The 20,669-nt window shown below is 46.6% G+C and carries 16 protein-coding genes; 8 read left to right on the top strand and 8 right to left on the bottom strand.

The features are described 5' to 3' along the window. Positions 1–64: 64 nt before the first annotated feature. Both ACEW9O_RS09375 and ACEW9O_RS09370 read right to left on the bottom strand, forming a co-directional pair. Complete coding sequence (locus ACEW9O_RS09375) at positions 65–1,381, bottom strand: RagB/SusD family nutrient uptake outer membrane protein (RefSeq protein ID WP_373549893.1); 1,317 nt, start codon at positions 1,379–1,381, stop codon at positions 65–67. An 18-nt stretch (positions 1,382–1,399) separates the two neighbouring features. Then, on the bottom strand, positions 1,400–4,591 hold the full coding sequence (locus tag ACEW9O_RS09370) for a SusC/RagA family TonB-linked outer membrane protein (RefSeq protein ID WP_373549892.1): 3,192 nt from the start codon (positions 4,589–4,591) through the stop codon (positions 1,400–1,402). 562 nt (positions 4,592–5,153) lie between these two features. Between ACEW9O_RS09370 and ACEW9O_RS09365 the strand changes: the two genes are divergently transcribed. From ACEW9O_RS09365 to ACEW9O_RS09330, 8 genes are all read left to right on the top strand, one after another. Further along, the gene (locus ACEW9O_RS09365) at positions 5,154–7,364 is read left to right on the top strand and encodes a peptidase domain-containing ABC transporter (protein ID WP_373549891.1); all 2,211 of its coding nucleotides are present in this window, start codon (positions 5,154–5,156) and stop codon (positions 7,362–7,364) included. Between the two features lie 173 nt (positions 7,365–7,537). After that, positions 7,538–7,894 carry a four helix bundle protein gene (locus ACEW9O_RS09360; protein WP_373549890.1) on the top strand — a complete coding sequence of 119 codons (357 nt, stop codon included), beginning with the start codon at positions 7,538–7,540 and terminating at the stop codon, positions 7,892–7,894. Between the two features lie 145 nt (positions 7,895–8,039). Continuing rightward, positions 8,040–9,326, top strand: a complete 1,287-nt coding sequence (locus ACEW9O_RS09355) for an HlyD family secretion protein (RefSeq protein ID WP_373549889.1) — start codon at positions 8,040–8,042, stop codon at positions 9,324–9,326. A gap of 157 nt (positions 9,327–9,483) precedes the next feature. Continuing rightward, on the top strand, positions 9,484–9,804 hold the full coding sequence (locus ACEW9O_RS09350; RefSeq protein ID WP_373549888.1) for a hypothetical protein: 321 nt from the start codon (positions 9,484–9,486) through the stop codon (positions 9,802–9,804). Positions 9,805–9,869: 65 nt separating this feature from the next. Beyond that, complete coding sequence (locus ACEW9O_RS09345; protein ID WP_373549887.1) at positions 9,870–10,499, top strand: hypothetical protein; 630 nt, start codon at positions 9,870–9,872, stop codon at positions 10,497–10,499. Between the two features lie 119 nt (positions 10,500–10,618). Continuing rightward, a complete protein-coding gene (locus ACEW9O_RS09340; RefSeq protein WP_373549886.1) occupies positions 10,619–10,903 on the top strand; it encodes a hypothetical protein in 285 nt (94 codons plus the stop codon). 337 nt (positions 10,904–11,240) lie between these two features. After that, positions 11,241–12,257 (top strand): TlpA family protein disulfide reductase, encoded by a 1,017-nt coding sequence (locus ACEW9O_RS09335; RefSeq protein ID WP_373549885.1) that lies wholly within the window; start codon positions 11,241–11,243, stop codon positions 12,255–12,257. Then, on the top strand, positions 12,226–13,842 hold the full coding sequence (locus tag ACEW9O_RS09330; RefSeq protein WP_373549884.1) for a vitamin K epoxide reductase family protein: 1,617 nt from the start codon (positions 12,226–12,228) through the stop codon (positions 13,840–13,842). The genes ACEW9O_RS09335 and ACEW9O_RS09330 overlap by 32 nt, the downstream gene beginning before the upstream one ends. Positions 13,843–13,958: 116 nt before the next feature. Here ACEW9O_RS09330 and ACEW9O_RS09325 read toward each other — a convergent pair whose 3' ends face one another. The 6 genes from ACEW9O_RS09325 to ACEW9O_RS09300 form a co-directional block, all read right to left on the bottom strand. Further along, complete coding sequence (locus ACEW9O_RS09325; protein ID WP_373549883.1) at positions 13,959–14,678, bottom strand: RNA ligase family protein; 720 nt, start codon at positions 14,676–14,678, stop codon at positions 13,959–13,961. Then, positions 14,678–15,028 carry a hypothetical protein gene (locus tag ACEW9O_RS09320; protein ID WP_373549882.1) on the bottom strand — a complete coding sequence of 117 codons (351 nt, stop codon included), beginning with the start codon at positions 15,026–15,028 and terminating at the stop codon, positions 14,678–14,680. Before ACEW9O_RS09320 ends, ACEW9O_RS09325 begins: the two co-directional genes overlap by 1 nt. After that, positions 15,025–15,507 (bottom strand): Uma2 family endonuclease, encoded by a 483-nt coding sequence (locus tag ACEW9O_RS09315; protein WP_373549881.1) that lies wholly within the window; start codon positions 15,505–15,507, stop codon positions 15,025–15,027. Before ACEW9O_RS09315 ends, ACEW9O_RS09320 begins: the two co-directional genes overlap by 4 nt. A 350-nt stretch (positions 15,508–15,857) precedes the next feature. Continuing rightward, complete coding sequence (locus tag ACEW9O_RS09310) at positions 15,858–18,704, bottom strand: M16 family metallopeptidase (protein WP_373549880.1); 2,847 nt, start codon at positions 18,702–18,704, stop codon at positions 15,858–15,860. Between the two features lie 62 nt (positions 18,705–18,766). Then, positions 18,767–19,249, bottom strand: coding sequence for a DinB family protein (locus ACEW9O_RS09305; protein ID WP_373549879.1), 483 nt, complete (start codon positions 19,247–19,249; stop codon positions 18,767–18,769). A gap of 135 nt (positions 19,250–19,384) precedes the next feature. Further along, positions 19,385–20,533 (bottom strand): formylglycine-generating enzyme family protein, encoded by a 1,149-nt coding sequence (locus tag ACEW9O_RS09300; RefSeq protein WP_373549878.1) that lies wholly within the window; start codon positions 20,531–20,533, stop codon positions 19,385–19,387. Positions 20,534–20,669: the final 136 nt, after the last annotated feature.

Genomic DNA, 20,669 nt, shown 5'->3' with positions numbered 1-20,669 from the left:
AAGAGCCCAAGTCAAAGTCGCTGCGGTAGCCTGCTTTTCACTCTTCACTCTTCACTTTTCACTCTTACACCGCCGGATCCGCAGGCGTATTCGCCTGATTGTTGTCCCGTTCCACGTTGGGGTAGGGGAAAAAATTGCGGTTGCGCTCAAAGTTAGGGTCAGTGGGGCCGGGGCGACCGAAACGACGGGAATCCTCCAGCTTTAAACCCGACAAATACAGCTCGATACTGCGCTGCTTGTAAATTTCCTCCAATACTGCGGCCTGTGTTTCCGATCCACTGTAGGCTGCTAGTTTCGCAGTTACGCTGAGCGGATCGGTGGCCTTGGTACGGATTTTATTCAACTCGACAATGGCTTCAGCGATTTTGTTTTGGCGCGCCAAAATCTCTGCTTTGATCAAAGTCATTTCACTAGGCAGGTACACTGGAATTACATCCAAATCACTTTTGAAAAACCCAGTCGCTTTGCTCAAAGTGGCACCACCCAGGTAAAATGGAATCCGCGCATCGGCTGCTTCTGGCGCCAGAGCGCCCGTGAGGCCAAAGTTGGCTACCCCCGCTACGACGTTGTTGCTCACAAAACCGGAGCGGTACACCGGATTTTGATTCACTGCATCGTATTTGAACACTGAAAGCACCGTTGGGCTAACCGCATTGGCAGCAGCAAGTGCATCATCCAGTTTTCCATTCATCAAACTGAAACGGGCAATCATGGCTTGAATGGCATTGGGCAAACTGATGTCTGTACCCACTTTGGCATTAAACGTAGCCGAAGGTGCATTTGCTTTGATGGTTGCATCAGCTTGTTTGAGGATGGCAATGGCCTCGTCTAGTGCGGCGGCGCGGGGTTTGAATCCGGGGCGCTGACCGTCAATGTAATCATTGGAAGAAATGACCTCTGTGGGTACCTGTTCCCAAAACTGGGATAAGGTACCGATGGCCAGTGCTTTAAAGAACAGGCCGTAGGCTTCTACGCCTGCCTTGGTGCCTGGGTCGCCAATTACTGATGAATTATCGATCAATTGTTGCGCGTAAGCTTTGACCAGGTTGGCGCTAGTCCAAAGGTTGGCCATGGTTGAATTGGCACCATTCAGTGAACCCTTGCCTGCTTCCAGAGAAGCCAGGGTGTTGTTGCCCGTATTCAAAACCGTCAGTTCTTTGGTAGCGAGTCCATTACAAATTACTACATTGAACAGGGCACTCGTCGCGCCTACCGACCACTCCCGGCGGATACCCACTGCCAGGCCCATCAAACCATCAGGTGAACTCAATACCTCAGTTTTGGTAGCGGCATTGGGGTTGACGTATTCTTTGGTACAGCTACTCGAATGGAGGAGGGCTGCCAGGGCTAAAAAGCTACAAATAATATGTTTTAGTTTCATTGTTTACCTTTTTTAGTGTTAGAAACGACCATTCAAACGAACCATCAAGGTGCGTGGAATTGGAACTGCGCCAAAATCGTCGCCTCTGACTCGGTCACTTTGCCCAGCCGAGTTGGCTTCGGGGTCAAAACCCTGATAGTTGTCAAAGGAGTACAAGTTGCGGCCAATGATACTGATGTTGAAATTTTCGAACAAACCTTTCACTTTGCCTAGTTCGTAACTCAATGCTACTTCACGGATTTTGACAAAAGATCCATCTTCCACGTGCTCTTCCTGAATCCGACCACCGTTGATCCCGCCAGCTACTGAAGCTACGGTACCCCGAGGCACTTCACCCCGGATTTCCTGCTCAGCCAAGGGGCCCCAGCCCACGTTGTTGGAAGTGATGCGGTTCCAGTTGTAAACATCACCACCAATCACCGCATCGAACAAGACGTAGAAGCTCAGTTTTTTGTACACGATGTTGGTATTGAACGACCCCGTCCAATCTGGCGTTGGGTCACCAATCACTTTGCGCAATTCGGTGCTACCTACTCCAGTGGTTTTGGGTTGGCCATCTGCGCCACGATCGGTGGTGCCTTGAAAAGCAGTAGTTTGTACCCCACGTTCAGGTTGCAGCAAGCCCTGGGTGGTTTTTAACAAGTTGCCATTGTTGTCGCGGGCGTAATAAGTGCCGTAAAAAGCGCCAAAAGATTGACCATTCAATACTGCCTGAGGACCTCCGGTACGCAGGAAGAAGAAGTCGCCATCGATTCCATACACGCGGTTGCGGTTTTGGTTGTACAGCAGTCCCAGATCCCACTTGAAGTTTTTGGTGCGCACCAGTGCGGCGTTCAGCATCAACTCAAAGCCTTTGTTGTCCATGTAGGTATTGTCACCCACGTTGGTCACAATGCTGGTACCGCCTACGGAAGGAGGAACGGGCTTGGTCAACAACAAGTCGGTGATTTTCTGGCTGTAGACGTTCACACTCAGGCTGAGGCGGTTTTTCAAAAAGGCAAAATCGCCACCAAATTCAAATTCGGTCATCTTTTCAGGCCGCACTGATGGGTTGGCAAAAGTGGTAGAAGGTGTAATTGAGGCCAAACCACCAATCGAAGACAAGAGGTAGTTGTCAAAACGATCGTAAGCACCAATCCCGGTCAGGTTACCCGCCTGGCCGTAAGCTGCGCGCAGTTTAGCTGAGGAAATCAGGTCTTTGTTTTTGATGTAATCGGACAATACCCAGCTACCCGAAACCTTGGGGTAGAAATTGTTCTGGTTGTCTTCAGCAAAAACGGAAGACTTGTCGATCCGACCAGCCAGGGTGATGAACACCTGTTCTTTCCAACCAAAAGTCTGCTGAATGAACGCACCAGAAATGAAACGTTCAGAGATGCTTTGCACCGGACGGTTGAAGAGGTTATTGGCTGCGGCAATGGTTTTGCCAAACGGCGCCAAATCGCGTCCATCCTGTGCGGCGTACTGCCGGCGGTTGTACTGAATTTGGTAGCCCGCCATCGTGGTCGAAGTCAGGGCCGTGCTCAGGTTACGGTTGTAAGTGATGTTCAAGTCGTTGTTGAAGAGCATCAGGTTGTCGGTGGCCAAACTCACATAACCGTCAGGGAAGAAGTCGGCACTAACCCCGCTGTAAGGTAGGCGTGGGTGGTATTCGTTCCCTTGCAGTGAGTAGATATCGCCGCCACCAATCAAGTCGATGTTCAAACCCTTGGCTGGGAAAAGACTCAGCTTGACGTTGCCCATGGTGCGGTAAGTCTGCTGGCTGATGTCAAAGGTTTCGATGATGCTGAGTGGGTTGATGCGCACTTGCTCTACTTGACGAAGGTTGCCATTGGCATCCCGTTCGTTGAGGTCCCACACGTTGTCGATGATGAACACCCCGGAGATGGGGTTAAAGAAGTTGTTGCCATTGGGCATGTCCTGCGAGCGGGAGAGGTTGGCCCCCAAGCCGAAGGACAATTTTGCCCAGGAATTTAAGGTTTGGTCGAGGTTGAGGCGGAGGTTGTAACGTTTGAAGTTGGTATTTTTCAAGATACCTTCATTGTCGAAATAGCCGAGGGAGGCGTAAAATTGGGTTTTGTCGTTGCCCGCACTAAAGGAAAGGTTGTTTTCCGTTCCCATGGCACTTTGGAAAATGTCATCCCAGTAGTTGTACCGTTTTACTGCATATTTGTCGGTGACCAAGGTACGAGGCGTGTAACCGGCTTTGACAAATTTGACTCCTTGTGAAGTTAAAGTGGCATCTGGTAAACCAACGGTTAGCAGAATGGACAAACGATCCTGCGCGGTTTCCAGACGATCGTTCCCTTTTTTACCAAAACGCTCCCCAATGGTGGTCATCGGGATTTCCTTGCGCAAGGCACTCGTGACGAGGCTGGTAGAAAACTCAACCCTTAGTTTTTCAGCTTTGCCCCGCTTGGTGAAAATTTGAATCACGCCGTTGGCAGCACGAGCACCGTAAAGGGCCGCTGCCGAAGCGCCATTCAACACCTCAATCCGCTCAATGTCGGCGCTATTGAGGTCGACAAGGCGGTTTTGACCAGCCTGAAAACCCGTAGTTTGTGCATCCGCGTTGCGGTTGATCACGTTTTGGGAAGAGTTGTCCACGATGATCCCGTCGATAATGTAGAGCGGATCACTGGAACCGTTGATCGAAGAGGCGCCGCGCAAACGGATGCTGATCCCACCGGCAGGGTCACCCGAGTTTTGGGTGATTTGTGCACCCATCACTTTGCCTTGAAGGGCACCTAGTGAGTTCGTTGTTGCCGAGTTTTTGATTTTGTCCGAATTGATCACCGAGATGTTATTGCCCAGCGACTTCCGTGTAGTTGTAGAAGTGTTGCCTGTAACGACCACTTCATCCAGATTGAGCATGTCGGGCGACATGTCGAAGTTCAGTTGAAACGTGGCATTGCTGGCCGAAACCTGTACCGTTTGGCTACTGTTGGAGTAGCCGATGTAGCTGGTCACTACGTTGTATTCACCTTCAGCTACTTCTCCGCTGAGGGTGTAATTGCCATCCAAATCGGTGATACTGGCGACGGGTGTGCCTTTGAGCTGGATATTCACACCAATGAGCGGCTCTCCAGTCTCATCTTTGACGATTCCATTGACCTTGAGCATTACCTTGCCTTGAGCATAGCCGACCCAGGGAAGCAGCAAGAGCAAAGCCATGCCGCTTATGTACCTGAACACGTACTTTTTGTACATACGCTTAAGTTTTTTTTGTAGTTGAGTAATTGTGATCCAGCCATTTCTTGCGAGCAATTTTGCAAGTTTTGATGCTGGTATTTGCAATAATTGCAGCTAAATTAGTTTTAATTCCAGTATTTACTACAATTTGCCGTGTATTTTTCGACAATTTGCAAAATTTTAGAAACATGTATGCTTGATCTTGCATTTGAATTTTGAATACAAATCTTGTCGTCAACTGAGTTTGGGTAGTCAAAATGACATCTTTTAGGGCAATAGCGAAAATTTGGGGTGGTCAAATGAGGGTAAAAGTTCCTTGATTGAGATTGAAAGAGCTAATATTTTTACATCAGAAATCAGAGATAAATAAAGAGCAATGGAAAACTTCAACGAAATCTTGAACACATTATCCACAATTGTGGCTAATGTGGCAGAGTGTAAATTAAGAGAAGTACAAGACTTACAGCAGAATTTAACTTACATCGTGCCTCGTACTTCGTTCATTCGTACATTAATGACTCGTGCTAAGTACATCGTACATTTCTAGTGTTTCATATCTCCCAACAATCCTTTATTTATTATGGTTAAGACTAGTTCGAAAAAACTCTACTTCCCCCTTTATCGCCAACACGATACCATGGACTGCGGGCCAACCTGCCTGCGGATGATTGCCCAGTACTATGGGCGCAACTATTCAGCCAATTACCTGCGCACCCACTGCCACATTGATCGGGAAGGGGTGAGTATGCACGGCATTGGCAATGCAGCTGAAAAAATTGGATTCCGCACCTTGTCGGTCAAAGTCCCTTTTACGAATACTGGTGAAATTCCCGGGCTCATGCAAGCGCCACTGCCCTTGATTGCCCATTGGCAACAACGCCATTTCGTGGTGGTTTTTCGCATCAGTCGGCGTTTCGTATGGATTGCTGACCCGGCTGGGCAAAAAATCCGACTTAAACGCAGCGAATTTCTTGACTCCTGGCTCAGCGACGGGGACAAAGGTGTGGCCATGCTCCTGGAGCTGACGCCCCATTTTTATGAAGAAGAAAACCCTGGTGAGCGCAAACGAGGTTTTGGTACCTTATTTTCCTACTTGCGGCCACAACGGCGCATGCTCGTACAATTGGGTATGGGCATGGGGCTAAGTGCCATCCTCACCCTTTTTGCTCCCTTTTTAACCCAATCGGTGGTTGACAACGGGATTGCCCTGCGGGATTTAAGCTTCATTTACGTCGTCCTACTCGGACAGTTTATGCTTTTTGCCGGGCAAATGGCGATCCGCTTCATTCAGTCCTGGATTTTGCTGCGTGTCAGCAGCCACATCAACATCAGCTTGATCAGCGATTTTTTGGCCAAACTCATGCGTCTACCGCTGGGTTTTTTCGACAGCAAAATGACCGGGGATTTGCTCCAGCGGATTGGCGACCACCACCGCATCCAGAGCTTTTTAACTTCTTCCGCCCTTTCGGTGATTTTGTCCCTATTCAATTTGGTGATGTTTGGCGGCGTTTTGGCCTGGTACTCTTTGCCGATCTTTACGGTTTTTGCGATTGCAGCGGCGGCATACACCCTCTGGGTGGCCTTCTTTTTGAAAAAAAGGAAAGAAATCGACTACCTCTCCTTTCGCCACCAATCCCGCAACCAGGACGCCCTGCTGGAGATCATCCAGGGTATGCCCGAAATCAAACTACAAGGCAGTCGCCAAAAGCGCCGCGACCAGTGGTTGGACATCCAGATTAAACTCCTGCGCGCCCAAATGCGCAGTTTGAACATTTCCCAATACCAGGATCTGGGTGGTTTGGGCATCAACCAACTCAAAGACATCTTCATCACCTTCCTGGCCGCACAAGCGGTAATGGCTGGGCAAATGACGCTGGGCATGATGCTGGCCGTGCAATACATCGTGGGGCAATTAAACGGCCCGCTCCAACAACTCATTGGTTTTCTACGCTCCGCCCAGGATACCCGGATCAGCCTCGAACGCCTCAATGAAATCCACGAGCAGGAAAACGAAGACGCCCACGACGACAGCAAATCTCCCACCATTCCTACGCAAGGTGACATCCACCTCGATGGGGTTCGTTTTCGCTACAATCCGCTCAGCGAATGGGTTTTGGACAACCTGACCCTGAACATCCCCCGTGGAAAAGTTACGGCCATAGTAGGCGCGAGTGGCAGTGGCAAAACCACCCTGCTCAAACTCCTCTTGGGCTTTTATCACCCCCAAAAAGGCAGCATTCGGGTAGGAGCTACCTTGCTCAACCAAATCCAATCCGATGCCTGGCGCGGACACTGTGGTGCTGTACTCCAGGACGGGTACCTTTTTTCAGATACCATTGCGAACAACATTTCCGAAAGTGCCCGCTTTCCCGACTCCGCACAACTGGATCAATCGGTACGCATCGCCAACATTCGCCCCTACATCGAATCGCTCCCCTTGGGCTTCAATACCATGATTGGGGCACGCGGCAACGGGGTCAGCCAAGGCCAACGGCAACGCCTTTTGATTGCTCGCGCCGTGTACAAAGACCCCGCGTTCCTGTTTTTCGACGAAGCCACTAATGCTCTGGACGCCAACAACGAAAAAGAAATCATCGAACAACTGGATAATTTCTTCCAGGGACGTACAGTCATTGTGGTTGCACACCGCTTGAGTACGGTTCGACATGCGGATCAGATTGTGGTGTTGGACCAAGGAAAGATTGTGGAATTGGGAACGCATGAGGAGCTGACGGAGAAACGAGGAGCGTATTATACGTTGGTGAAGAACCAGCTGGAATTAGGAAAATGAGATTAATGTACGAAGGAAAGAGGTACGAAGTACGGTTAAACGAAGTACGAAGTGACAATGTACGAAGTACGAATGCCGGATGCTGTGCCAAATCGTACTTCGTACTTCTTTCCATCGTACTTCGTACTTCTTTCCATCGTACTTCTTTCCATCGTACTTCAAAACGCCCAATCATGGATCAGACTCAACAATTAAAAGAGCGCTATAAAAAACTGGCCATTGCAATAATCCTGATGGTGAGAAAACTGCCAGTAAAGCAGGAATTCAAAATTCTTGGGGCACAATTGATCCGTTCTGCCACTTCACCTGGAGCCAATTACCGTGCCGCATGTAGAGCCAAGTCCGCGAAGGATTTTTTGAATAAAATCAAAATTGTGGAAGAAGAGCTGGACGAAACCCTGTACTGGCTGGAAATCATCGCTGAATTACATCCCGAAGCTAAAACAGATCTGAAACCACTGTGGAAAGAAACGAATGAATTACTGGCGATTGTCGTAGCCACTTTGAAAAAGCTCAGAACCAATGAATAAAGCACAATAAAGCAAAGTACGATTTGACGAGGTACGAAGTACGAATACCGGATGCGCCCGGTATTCGTACTTCGTACCTCGTCAAATCGTACTTCGTTTGATCGTACTTCGTACCTCTTTCCTTCGTACATCAAAATTAACTTCTATGCCAACAACAACCTCATCCCCTGCATCTCGCCCCGATGCCCTCCAGGATTTTCTCGCCACTCCTCCCTCTTGGCTACTCCACTCCGGAATGGGGCTCATGTGTACCATTGCCACAATGGCGGTAGCCATGAGCTGGTTTATCCGTTATCCCGATCGCATTCAGGCTATGGCGCTTTTGCGTACCCAACAAGCTCCGGTGGAAGTAGTTTGTGCCAATGGCGGTCGACTGGGGTCCATTTTGGTGCCCAACCAGCAATGGGTACAAGTTGGGCAAACGCTGGGCTTGATCCATAGCGCTGCCCATTGGCCAGACCTCCAATGGGTGGAACAAGCTATTGCCAAACCTGTACAAAGCACCATTGTACTGCCAAGCCGCCCATTGCAGCTTGGCGATGTACAAGCTAGTTTTGCGTCCTGGTTGCAAACCAGAGAAGCTTTGCAGCAATTCCTTGCGCAAACCATCACTCAGGAACAAATTGCCGCTTTGCAGCAGGAAGCCGAACGCAATACTGAATTGGCTCAAGCCCTTGATCAGCGCAGTACGCTATATTCCGAGGAAGTTGAACTGGTGCAACGCGACTACAATCGGGCCAGCAGCCTAAACAAGCAAAAGGTCATCAGCGACCAGGAATTGGAGGGCAAAAAAACGGCTTGGCTCCAGGCTCGCCGCTCCGCACACAGCATGAAGGAAGAGGCCATCCAAAACCGCATGCGCGCCGAACAACTCCGTACCGAACAACTGCGCCTGCACGCCGACCGCCAAACTGGTCAGGAAGAACGTACCCGCAGCTACCAACAAGCTACGCAGCAATTGCAAGCCGCTTTGGCCCAATGGAAACTTCAATACCTCATCACCGCCCCCATTGCTGGCACTTTGGTGTGGCAAACGGGCCTGGGCGAAGGGCAATTTCTAAACGCTGGCAAAGCTCCAGGCACCATCATTCCGGCCAGCTCCGAGGGTGTAGTGGCCATTTGCACTGCCCCCACTACGGGTAGCGGACGCATGAGCCTTGGCAACCGGGTGCAAATCGAGCTCGATGCCTTCCCTCCCGATGAATTTGGTTACCTGGAGGGTACGGTGAGCTATATTTCCAGACTGCCAGCCACTGATCAAGAGGGCAAGTTCTTTTACCAAGTGGAGGTGAAACTCTCCGATACGCTGCGTAGTAGCTACAATAAAATCATTCCTTTTCGCCAAAACCTGAGCGGCACAGCTCGGATTGTAACCAAGGAACGGCGGATGTTGGAACGGTTGCTCGGAAAACTGTGGCAAATTGGACAGTGAAATGTACGAAGGAAAGAGGTACGAGGTACGATTAAGCGAAGTACGAAGTGCCGAGGTACGAAGTACGGATATCGGATGAGTGCCAAATCGTACTTCGTACTTCGTCAAATCGTACTTTATTTTATCCTGCTTCATACATTAAAACATTTTCTCTCCTATGTTTAAATTCTTCGAAATCCTCGATCTCATCGACCGCCTCGACGGCCTCATTCGCCGCAAAGCTACCGGCAAGCCCAGCGAACTGGCTCGCCGCTTGAATGTATGCGAACGTAAAGTGTATAAACTCATTGATACCTTGCGGAGCCTGGGCGCTCCGGTGGAATATTGCTCGCAGCGGGAGTCTTATTATTATACAACGGATGTGGAATTCCGCCGGGAGCTGTTTGTACAGCGGGTGGATGCAGAGAAAATTAAGGGCGGTGAAAATTTTTTAAGGGAATTTTGGGTACTGCATGATTTGTGCAGTGAGGAGGGGTAGATTTGTATATAGATGAGCCTAATTAGAGCTCTTTCTTTTATTTTTTAACTAAAATCAAAACCTAAATGAAGAAGTTTATTTTGTTTAGTTTGCTAACGCTTTCAATATCCTTTTCTTGCCAAAAGGAAAATTTCGACATTAAATCAGATGAGGAAATTGCAGAGATTTTGGCTCAGGATGAAGTGTTTATTAGTGCTATCAAAAAAATAAGTAGCCTAATCGTAAAGTCTGCGGACATTAATTCTCGGACTTTAGAAAGGATTAACTATTCGCAAGATGACAAAGAGAAGGAAATTTTTTTGATTGAAATTGGAGTAAAAGATGAACTTAATCTTATTAGACAAGACATGAATAAACTTTTAAATAAATATGGTGAAAGAATTAATTATGAAACTATTTTATTGACACTAAAGGTGGGAAATTCGGATTTGGTAGATGCCGAGAAAGGGAATATAGAATCTAAGCACAAGAAGCTGCGGGTCGCAAATCTTATTTGTACTGACGGTATGAATGCCAGTATTGCCCAGGCAACAGCACTTTATGGCGGAGAGCTAATAGCGTGCTTAGCAGCAGGCCCGTTTTGGGCTGTTTGTGATGCAGCTGCATCTGTGTATTATTTATCTACTGTTAACGCTGCACTGAAAGAATGGAATAAGTGTATGTTTGAAAATTATGGCTGGGATGCTGAGCCGTAGGTATAGTGTTTTTTAATTTGATTTGTTGTTTGCAAGGTTTCCTACAAATAGGACTTATTTAGTCCAAATTTGATGACTTTAGCAAGCAGCTATTCGATTCATGCTTAAAAACCAATTTTATGGATACTAATCATTTTTCTAAATGGAATATTTGGGCTATAGAAAAACCCAAATCCAAATTAATTCAGGGTGGAGTTGCTCCAGATTGTGGGGGAGGATTATTTAAGGGCGCCTTTACTTGTGTCACCTCATTTAAAGTGAATGGAACAACTATCACTGACACAGGAACAGCCTGTTCTGATTCGTGGAGGGAAGCAACAGAAGCAACTTACAAAAAGCATTTGTACGAAGGATGGGCGAAAGATGAAATCGTAAGCGTAAGCTGTTCTGGAGCGGTTGAATAATCTAACGGGCAAATGAAATTGTTACATAGAGCAATCAGTTTTGGTTTAGGCCATTGTGCAAGTTTCATATCATTAATTACCTTGCCAATATTGATTGTTTTAAATCAATCGACCCAAAATTGATTGCTTTATATAACAATAAAGTTCGCAAAAAAATAAAAGAGTTTAAGTTTGTGTGATGTATTGGTATGACTCATTTTGCTTGCAGCATACTGTAAACAAAATGAGTCATACTTATTATTAATTGCATTTTAATTTTCTTACTATGAAAAAACTTGTTTATGTAGTCTTGTTTATATGTTTTAGCATATTACTATGCGCCCAAAATGAGAACCTTATGATAAATGGCATCTGCGAATCATGTATGGATCAACGGGTGTACATATCTACAATGTCTGAGAATGGTGAAATAATTGATACCGTTAAAATGATAAAAGGCTCTTATGAACTAAAAAAGAAAATAACACACGAAGAGTGGATACAAATTAGATATGAGCAAAAATCAAGTTACCTTGAATTATTTACAAAGCCAAATGAAACTATAAATATAAAATCTAATAATTATGTCACAATTGATTCCTCGATAATACAAGGATCTCCTTCTTCTATTGACCGAAATAATTACATTAATAAGATTCAAGAAATTGGCAATAAAAGAAAAACAATAATAAGAAAGACACATGGTAGTATAGCTAATAGCGAGAACGAAATAAATTTAGATGGATTAGATTTGGAACTTGAAGAGTATACTTTTAAGTTAATAATTAATACGCATAGCTTTTTACTTAAAGAGCTTTGTCTTATTGGTATAAACTCTAATATTTATCTAAATGAAATTAAGAAGCACATTGATACATTAGAAGAAAGATTTGAAAGTAATTATGATTTTCGACACTTCACTAAAACTTTTCGTTCAAAGTTTCAATATACTAACAGTGTTATTAGTGAAATCCCCTTTAATTCTAGAGTTAAAGGATTTAATGATCAGGAAATACGTTTGAATGATTTTCAAACAAAATATATTTTCATTGTATTCTGGGCTAGTTGGTCTAAACAATCCCGTGCTTTGAATTATGAGTTTATAAACAATGATTATATTGCTAAAAATACTTTACTATTCCCATTGCTTGTCTCATTAGATTACAGTGAGAATAATTGGAAAAAAGCAATTGCCGAGGACCAACTCATGTCAGCTAATCACAGTATTGACTATCCATCTTTCAAAAATTCTTTTGCTAAAAAAATCGGAATAACATCTATTACAACAAATTTTCTTATTGACCCCAACGGCCATATCATTCTCCAAAACGCAACACCTGAAGATGTCAAAGCCTTTTTGGACAAACTCAAATAAACAGGACAACATCCTGGAAACGACCTTTTACTTGCTTAGGAGTATACTTGATTTTCAAGTCTCGAAGCAAGAACTAAAGACACTTTTTTTATCGCATCCCAGCTACCCCAGCTTGTTTTCCATCCACGAAGTGTTGAAAACATATCGGGTAGATAATTTATGCATCCAAGTTCCTTCGGAAAAACTACCTGACTTGCCCAGTCCATTTATTGCCCATTTAAAAGTGGACAATGGGCTGTTTTCCATTGTTGAAGGCATCAATGGCGACTGGGTCATCCGTCGGGATAATGAAAATAGGAAATTAGAGGAACGGATTGAAGATTTTCTAAAAATTTGGTCAGGTGCTGCATTAATCGTAGACTGGCAAAATATTCAACGCCCTAAGCGCTCTTTTTTAGAAAAATTAAACTTCTTTTTTGCAGAGAATAAGCAGGATTTTGCCAGGACAGGCCTAATTATTTCTCTACAAATTTTCATCAGCGGTCTTGCACTAGTTCATCCCTGGCTTGGCTACCTTTTGCTGATCGTCAAAATTTTTGGCATCATCATTTGCTCCATTTTAGTGCTGGACCAACTAAGCCCCCAAAATCAGCTAGCGGCCAAAGCTTGCCAAGTCATCAGCCGAAAAAGCAAATGTGACAATCTGCTTAAAAGTAAATCGGCTAGCTTTTTAGGGTTGATCGGCTGGTCAGAACTGGGCTTGTTGTATTTTATTGGAAGCATCGGAGCACTTTTAAGCCTCAAACAGGCCTATCTTGCCAACCCTATTGTGCAGATTTTGAGTGGGCTAACGCTGCTTTTTTCAGCATGGTCGGTGTATCACCAAGCTTTTAAAGCAAAGCAATGGTGTCCACTGTGTTTGGTGGTGCTGGGGCTTTTTGTGATAGAATTCGTGACGGTGGTATTGCCATTTCGGCCGCTGCAAGCCTTGGCGGGCTATGATACTTTATTTGTATTCACCTCTTTTGCTATTCCTTTTTTCCTGTGGCTCTTGTTGAAGCCATACATTGAAAAAGCCTTAGCTCATGATGCGGTTTGGTCAAAATTAGCAGCGATCAAAAGGAATCCAGCACTTTTAAAGGCTGCGTTGCAGAATGAAACTGCGTTGCTTCCCTTGCCTGAAGAAGTGGTCATTCCTGAATTTGGAGCAACGAGTGCCAAGCACGAAGCTGTATTGGTTACCAACCCCTGGTGTGGTGCGTGTGAAACTGCTTTTAAAGAAATTGATCAACTCCTTCAAGAGGAAGTATCACTCAGAGTGAAAGTGATTTTTTGCGTGGGCGAATCAGAAGAGCAGGCCGTTTTTAATCAGGCCGTCCAAATGATGGTTCATCACCTGATGGGTACAAGCATCCAGCAAATTTTTGCCGACTACTACCAACTATCCAAGGCCCAATTTGATCAAAAATATCCCCAGGAATTGGAGGCCGCTATCATTCAACAAGCTAAAGCCTCCATCAAACAACATGGCCTATGGTGCAAGGCTGCTCAAATTCAATTTACCCCAACACACTATCTCGATGGGCATGTCAAGCCTAAAATGTTTGAGTGGAAGGATTTGCATTTTCATTTGAGTGAGGAGTAGCTCTGTATCCCACGGGGCTGAATAGTTGACCCTAAAAAAGTCAGATGACTACTTAACCCAGTGGAATTGGAATGAATGAGGAATAGGAGGTAAGACCCCTGATTCGTCATTCTGCTTTATTCGCCTAGCAAAGACGAAAGATTCCAAATTGTTACACCATTGCCAGTCACCTCAGGCAAATAAATTCCATCCACTTTGTCAGGGCGGACATATTTGACCAAAAATTCAACTTTACCTTCTCGCTCAACGCGCCAAATGGCCCCCTCAACTGGATCCAAGGCACCATAATGACTTTCAACCAACAGCTGCATGGCTGCCTGAATAGATAAAGCTTGAGCACCGACATATACTGTGGGGACAATGGCAATTTCACTGGAGGCCAGTCGGCTTTGAAACTCGGCAAAAATGACCCTTTCGTGCCGATTGTACAACAGGTCGAAAGCCACAAAGGGTTCGCGGTTTTGCAAATTGTAACGCGTGCCATGTGCTTGCAACAACCACTCGCCACAGAGGCGTTCTCCCTCTAATAAAACGGCATCGAATAGTTTGTAGCGTTCTTGCACCCAAGAGGCAAAATGGTGGTGCTGTTCATAAGGAGAAGAGGAAGCATGATGCCCGGAACGAACCAAGGGAATGATTTCGCCATGCAGTTTGGCAATGCCCACATTGGAGCCATCGAGTTTTTCCTGGACGATCACGAGGTCTTTGGCATCGCGGGTTTGTTGGGTAGCAATCCGTGCTTGGCCGTCGTGGCAATGATGATCGCCACTCCCCAGTCTTGAACCAGGTAAGTGCGGAATAGAGCCATAAGATTTGTGACCGAGCGGCTTTGGCATTAATAATACGGTTTACCTTCCATTTTTTCCACATACTGCACCTCACCCAAGCGGACTTTCACCGGAAATTTAATGGCCTTTTCCATTTTGACTTCCATTTTGCAAAAAAAAGGAAGTTGATCTACGGAATACCATTGCGGAAAGCTGGCGGCTGAAGTAAAGTTTTGGCGTTTTTGCTTGTCTGTAACAGCGACAAGGGGCGTTCGGTTCCAAAAAGATAGAGTAGGAGTAAGGGAGATTTTTTGCTGAAGAGCAGGAACGGATTTACCCGCAATGCGCCAGTCGTTTTGCCCAGCTAGCAGGCAAATGTTACCAAAAAATAGCAATGAAAAGGCAAGTAACTTGATCATGATGCAAAAATAACACCAAGAGGGACCTCGATGTTTAGATTTGGATCACGCAAAATGTGTTCATGACTGAATACCTGATAGTCATTTGGTGCTTTAAAAACATAAATGCTCTTGAGCGGTGGGATGGCTACCCAGCAGGATTTTACGCCAGAAGAGAAATACTCATTGGTTTTGTCCAGTAGGGTTTGTAACACCTGGGTGGGAGAAAGGATTTCGATGGTCGCGAGCGGGGGAGTTGGTTTTTTGATTTCATCCCTATTGAAATCAACAGGACTAAGTTCATCAATAGAAAGATCCGGTACAGACTTCTGACCTGGAGTGTCCAAGGCGAATTCGGGTAAGAGAATGTATTGTTCGTTATAATGGGTTCCCAAATACAGGATTAATCTCATTTGTACCACTGCATGTAGCTTACTAGGAATAGGTTTACCACGCTCAATTTCGTAATCACTCTGGATCGGCAAAGTTGCTGCTTCCATGATTTTTAGCTTTTGTAGAAATATAGTTTTTTTGAGAGAATAAAGCAAATGAATTGTTTAGCAAGGGCCTTCGCTGGCGGCGAATATGAGTGCGGAGCAGAAGCGGGTGATCAATTGGGACCCGGTAAACATCAGGCTGAGGTAAATTGATAAATACTTAGGTTGCTGAAAAATTCCATTATTGATGTAACATTCCTGAGGTGTCCCTAAAGTGTCTCGGGTGTCTAAGGTGGTGAAAAAAATATATGCTCTTAGCGCTTGCGCGTAAGAGTTTTTATTTGAACCACCTTAGACACCCGAGACACTTTAGGGACACCTCAGGAATTATGAGCTGAAGGCACTTGAAGGTTTTATGGTTTAATCACCACCTCATTACCTTTCTTATCCAACTCCACCACTTCATAACCCAGTTTTTCCAAACCTGGTTTGATCAGGGCTTTGTCGCCAACGACCAAAATGTAAGCACTTTCTGGCTTCAATAACTTTTTGGCCAGGGTATTCAACTCCGTTTTGGTGATAGACTTGATGATGTCGCTTTGTTTTTTGGTGAAATCGACAGGAAGGTTGTATTTAGCGATTTGGCCCAAAAATCCTGCTTTTTGGAAACCCGTTTCATAACGTAGGGCATCCCGTTGGCCGATTGAACTTTTCAGGAAGGCTAGTTCAGCATCAGTCATGCCCGTATTGCGGAACTTGTTGATTTCCTTCATGAATTCTACTACAGAACTATCGGTTGCTGTCGCTTTCACCCCAGCGCTGGCCACAAAAGTTCCCCAGCCGAGATCGCCAGAAAAGCCGGAACGAGCACCATAGGTATACCCCTTGTCTTCGCGCAGATTCAAGTTGATGCGGCTGTTGAAAGAACCGCCCAGGTTGTAGTTCATCAAACCTGCTTTGAAGTATTCCCCCGTTGCGTCAAAAGCCATGGCTGGGTAACCGATGCGGATCTCCGATTGGGCCGCCTTGGGTTGATCTACGAGGTAGATTTTGGCTTTTTCGGTTTTGACCACGGGTTTGAATACTGGAAGTGCCACAGCTTTTGTCGACATTTTATTCAAAAATGACAGCTTAGGCAGGATATCGGCTTGCTTTACGTCCCCTACAATCACTACATTGCTCAAGGGCGCCGAAAGGTTGTTTTTGTAGAATTGCTCCACATCCGCCAGGGTGATTTTGGCTACGGTTTCTTCAGTACCATCGATGGCATAACCCCGGATGTCCTTTTTGCCATAAATCATGGTGTTGAACAAATCCGATGCCACGGCAGCGGCCTGGGTAGAACTGTTGATGATGCCCCGAATGGTATTTTGTTTGAGGCGGTTGAAGTCTTCCTCCTTTAATTTGGAGCGGAACAGCCGCTCTTCAAAGAGCATCAAACTTTTGTCCAGGTTTTTGACCAGGGTATTCATGGAAAAAGTCAGGGCAGTTTCGCTGACGCCCACGTTGATGCTGGCGCCGAGGTTGCGCAACTCATCTTCGAAGGCTTCTGCTGTGTAGTTTTCGGTGCCTTCCCGTAACATTTGGCTGCACAAGTTAGCCAACCCAGCCTTTTCAATCGGATCGAGCATTTGCCCACCTTTGATGCTCAAGGACAAGGTAACGGTGGGGACTTCCGTATTCTGGGTACCGATGATCTGGATGCCGTTGGTCATTTTGGAGCGCCAGAGGGTGGGTACAGTGATGCTTGGATTGGTAGTCGAAACGGGCTTTTTGGTGCGGTCAAAATTGTCCTTGGCTTTAACATAAGTCAAACCCGCGTATTGATCGGGTGGCGCTACGTATTTGCTTTCGTCAATTTTGTAGCCATCGGCAGCAGCGGGTTTCACGTCCCCGGTTTTGGGCAAAATGCTCAAAATAACCGCTGGTTTGTTTTTGATGTACTGGTTGAACACCCGCAGGATGTCCGCTTTACTGAGGGCGCGTACGTTGGCCAATTCAGCTGGAAACTGGTTGGGATTGCCCGTAAAGGTTTGGTAAGCGGCCAATTGAGACACCTTGCCAGATACACTGGATAAGGCATTGATGCTCCGGGCTTCGTATTGGGCTTTGTAGCGTTCCACTTCTTCGTCGCTGACCCCTTTGGTTTCAAAATCGATGATGGATTTGCGGATCAAAGCCTCAATATCTGCCAAGGTTTGGCCAGGAGTGGGTTGGACGCCGATACTGAACTCTCCACTCAATTCCACACCCGAGTTGAAGGCACTGGCCTGTTGGGCTTTTTGGGTTTTGATGAAGTTTTGGTAAAAAACAGTGTTTTTGCCCTGAGCCATCAAAGCAGCCAAACAGTCTAGTGCAGCCTTGTCAGAATGGTAGTTAGGCACGCTGGGCAAGGTCATTTGCAAGCGGGGGAAACGGATGTAATTGTCTACGTAAGAAATGTAGCGGTCGCCTTCTAGCACGGGCACCATTTTGGGCATGTTTTGCACTTCCGGGCCACGAGGAATGCTGCCAAAATATTTTTCCGCCAATTTGAGCACCTGAGCCGGAGTAACATCGCCACCCACAGTCAGGGTTGCATTGTTGGGGCCGTACCAGCGCAGGAAAAATCGTTTGAGGTCGTTGACATCCACCCGATTGAGGTCTTCGAGGTAGCCAATGGTCAGCCAGGAATAGGGATGGCCATAAGGGTAGAGGTTTTTGCTGGTCACTTCACCCGCCAAACCGTAGGGGCGGTTGTCGTAGTTTTGGCCGCGTTCGTTTTTCACGGTAGCACGCTGGATTTCAAATTTTTTCTGGGTTACGGCGTCCAACAAGAAGCCCATGCGATCGGCTTCGAGCCAGATACCAATCTCCACTTGGTTGCTGGGTAAGGTTTCGTAATAGTTGGTACGGTCGCGGTTGGTGGAGCCATTGAGGGTGCCGCCTGCTTCGGTCACGAGTTTGAAATGTTCTTCGTCCGCTACGTTGTCAGAGCCCTGGAACATCATGTGTTCGAAGAAGTGGGCGAAACCGGATTTTCCAATTTCTTCCCGAGCCGAACCAACGTGGTAGGTGACATCGACGTGTACAACCGGATCGGAATGGTCTTCGTGAACAATCACGGTGAGGCCGTTGGCCAGGACATACTTTTCGTAGGAAATCACGAGTTCGTTGCCCTTGCGTTCTACTTTCTCGATTAGTTTGCTTTGCGCAAAAGTATGGATGCTGAAGCTCAGTAGCAAACAGCAATACAAACTGGATAAGATGGCTTTTTTCATTGGTTGAGTGTGCGTTTAGATCCTCTAGAGAGGCAATTTGTGGTAAAGATATGTTGCTTTAGCTATGCATTGTACACATTCGCGAACTTACTCTCAAAAGGCCCCTCCGGGAAAATCTGCAACAAGTGGTGCTTCAAATGCTCCACATAATCAGCCATAATAAAGCCCAAGGTGAAAGGGACAGCACCCTGGATCAATATGGCGTGCTGAAGAGTGGCCGGGTCTACATGTCGAATCACATGCGCCAAATGGCGATTGTAAGCGATCCATAAATCAACCAAAGTCGACCACTCAGCTTCCTGATAATGTTGCGCACTGACCCAAAAATCCTGCGCATAACCTGGAAATTCCAATTTTGGAGTGGCCATCGTGCGTACAAATTTCTGCTGGTTGTTGCAGGCGGAATCGATCAGGTGCCCGATGATTTCTTTGGGCGACCATTTGTCGGGGCGAGGTTTTTGCTGGGCCAGGGCCGGACTTAGCTGCCGCAAGAGTGGTTCGGCAGCAGTGAGTACTGCGAGAAGGTGGTTTGCTGTTTTGGTCATTTGTTAAGCAGGTTGAGGAAAGTTTAGGGAGGTTGAGGGAGGTTTAGGCTACCGCAACGTTTTTGACAAAGATCTTGTCTAAGTCGCTGCGGTAGCCTAAACCTCCCAAACCTTTCTCAACTTCCCTGAACTAAATCATTGTTTTTTATCCCGCACACACCTAAACCCGGTATGCTCCAAACCCGTATCCGGGCTGCTTTTCATCCGTGCCGCTACCCGATAGCCGGAGCAATAGGTATCGTTGCAGAGGAATGATCCCCCGCGGACTACTTTTTTAGGTGTACTGGGTTCGTCAGGATCATAACTGTCGGCAGGGCCTTGCGGGTTCCGCAACAATTGTGCTTTTTCGGCATAATAATCCGGGCGGTACCAATCGGCGCACCATTCCCAGACGTTGCCAGCCATGTCGTACAAGCCTAAGGCATTGGCGGGGAAGGATTTGACGGGTGCTAGTCGCAGGTATCCATCCTCGTTGAGCTGTTTGACCGGAAAATCACCCTGGAAAAAATTGGCCATTTTAGCACTGACGGGTTCTTTTCCCCAAGGGTAAATGTTGCTGCTTTCCCCGGCACGGGCGGCGTATTCCCACTCTGCTTCGCTGGGCAGGCGTTTTCCTGCCCATTTGCAATAAGCGACCGCATCGTACCAAGAAACGTGGACTACGGGGAGCTTTTCTTTGCCTTTAATATTCGATGCTGGCCCCTGCGGGTGTTGCCAACTGGCCCCTTTGACCATCTGCCACCAGTCATTGGGTGCCAGGGTTTGTAAGTTGCCACTGCTGGGCGCTTTGAAGACCAAAGAGAATGGTTGTAGTTCTTCAGCACTGGGTAATTCGGTACCTGGTGGCACTTGTTTTTTGAGTTCCTCCAAATCGATGTCTCGCTCGGCAACGGTCACGTAACCAGTAGCCTCCACAAATTTTTGAAACTGGGCATTGGTAACCTCAGTGGCGTCCATCCAAAAATCCTGGACTGCTACGGGGTGTTTTGGGAATTCATCCGTTCGAGCTTGTTCATTGTCGCCGCCCATGTCGAATTGCCCTCCGTTGATTTCGACCATACCTTCCAGGCTTTTGGCCATGGCGGGATTGGGTTTGATCTTGTCGATTGCTTCCAGTAAATCGGCAATGAGAAAATCGGCATGGGTGCCATAAGGTGATGCGCCAGAGTAGCAGTGCTCGTCGGCGGTGATGGGGGGGACTTCGTTGGTTTTGGGGGAGGAGGAGGATTGGCAAGCTCCCAAAAAAACAGTTAGACCCAATATCGCAAGCAGGTGAACGCGCATAGTAGTGAATTGGTGAAAGCCCAAAATTAGGAATTTACTCTTGAGGCAAAACTGATTTTTTTACATCCACTACCATTATGTTCCATTTCCCCCTCATCCTTGCAAGATTCCCCCTGCGCAAAAACGGAGCCGACTC

This window comes from Haliscomenobacter sp. (assembly GCF_041740695.1).
Taxonomy (GTDB): Bacteria; Bacteroidota; Bacteroidia; order Chitinophagales; family Saprospiraceae; genus Haliscomenobacter.
Note: the sequence above shows the minus strand (reverse complement) of the source record. Positions and strands in the feature narration are given on the sequence as shown.

What these genes read in the sequence shown, in the direction of transcription:
- ACEW9O_RS09345 (WP_373549887.1), top strand. Translation starts at nt 9,870, where the DNA reads ATGAAGAAGTTTATTTTGTTTAGTTTGCTAACGCTTTCAATATCCTTT.
- ACEW9O_RS09310 (WP_373549880.1), bottom strand. Translation starts at nt 18,704, where the DNA reads ATGAAAAAAGCCATCTTATCCAGTTTGTATTGCTGTTTGCTACTGAGC.
- ACEW9O_RS09300 (WP_373549878.1), bottom strand. Translation starts at nt 20,533, where the DNA reads ATGCGCGTTCACCTGCTTGCGATATTGGGTCTAACTGTTTTTTTGGGA.
- ACEW9O_RS09355 (WP_373549889.1), top strand. Translation starts at nt 8,040, where the DNA reads ATGCCAACAACAACCTCATCCCCTGCATCTCGCCCCGATGCCCTCCAG.
- ACEW9O_RS09315 (WP_373549881.1), bottom strand. Translation starts at nt 15,507, where the DNA reads ATGGAAGCAGCAACTTTGCCGATCCAGAGTGATTACGAAATTGAGCGT.
- ACEW9O_RS09335 (WP_373549885.1), top strand. Translation starts at nt 11,241, where the DNA reads ATGATAAATGGCATCTGCGAATCATGTATGGATCAACGGGTGTACATA.
- ACEW9O_RS09325 (WP_373549883.1), bottom strand. Translation starts at nt 14,678, where the DNA reads ATGCCAAAGCCGCTCGGTCACAAATCTTATGGCTCTATTCCGCACTTA.
- ACEW9O_RS09340 (WP_373549886.1), top strand. Translation starts at nt 10,619, where the DNA reads ATGGATACTAATCATTTTTCTAAATGGAATATTTGGGCTATAGAAAAA.
- ACEW9O_RS09360 (WP_373549890.1), top strand. Translation starts at nt 7,538, where the DNA reads ATGGATCAGACTCAACAATTAAAAGAGCGCTATAAAAAACTGGCCATT.
- ACEW9O_RS09350 (WP_373549888.1), top strand. Translation starts at nt 9,484, where the DNA reads ATGTTTAAATTCTTCGAAATCCTCGATCTCATCGACCGCCTCGACGGC.
- ACEW9O_RS09305 (WP_373549879.1), bottom strand. Translation starts at nt 19,249, where the DNA reads ATGACCAAAACAGCAAACCACCTTCTCGCAGTACTCACTGCTGCCGAA.
- ACEW9O_RS09370 (WP_373549892.1), bottom strand. Translation starts at nt 4,591, where the DNA reads ATGTACAAAAAGTACGTGTTCAGGTACATAAGCGGCATGGCTTTGCTC.
- ACEW9O_RS09320 (WP_373549882.1), bottom strand. Translation starts at nt 15,028, where the DNA reads ATGATCAAGTTACTTGCCTTTTCATTGCTATTTTTTGGTAACATTTGC.
- ACEW9O_RS09375 (WP_373549893.1), bottom strand. Translation starts at nt 1,381, where the DNA reads ATGAAACTAAAACATATTATTTGTAGCTTTTTAGCCCTGGCAGCCCTC.
- ACEW9O_RS09330 (WP_373549884.1), top strand. Translation starts at nt 12,226, where the DNA reads ATGTCAAAGCCTTTTTGGACAAACTCAAATAAACAGGACAACATCCTG.
- ACEW9O_RS09365 (WP_373549891.1), top strand. Translation starts at nt 5,154, where the DNA reads ATGGTTAAGACTAGTTCGAAAAAACTCTACTTCCCCCTTTATCGCCAA.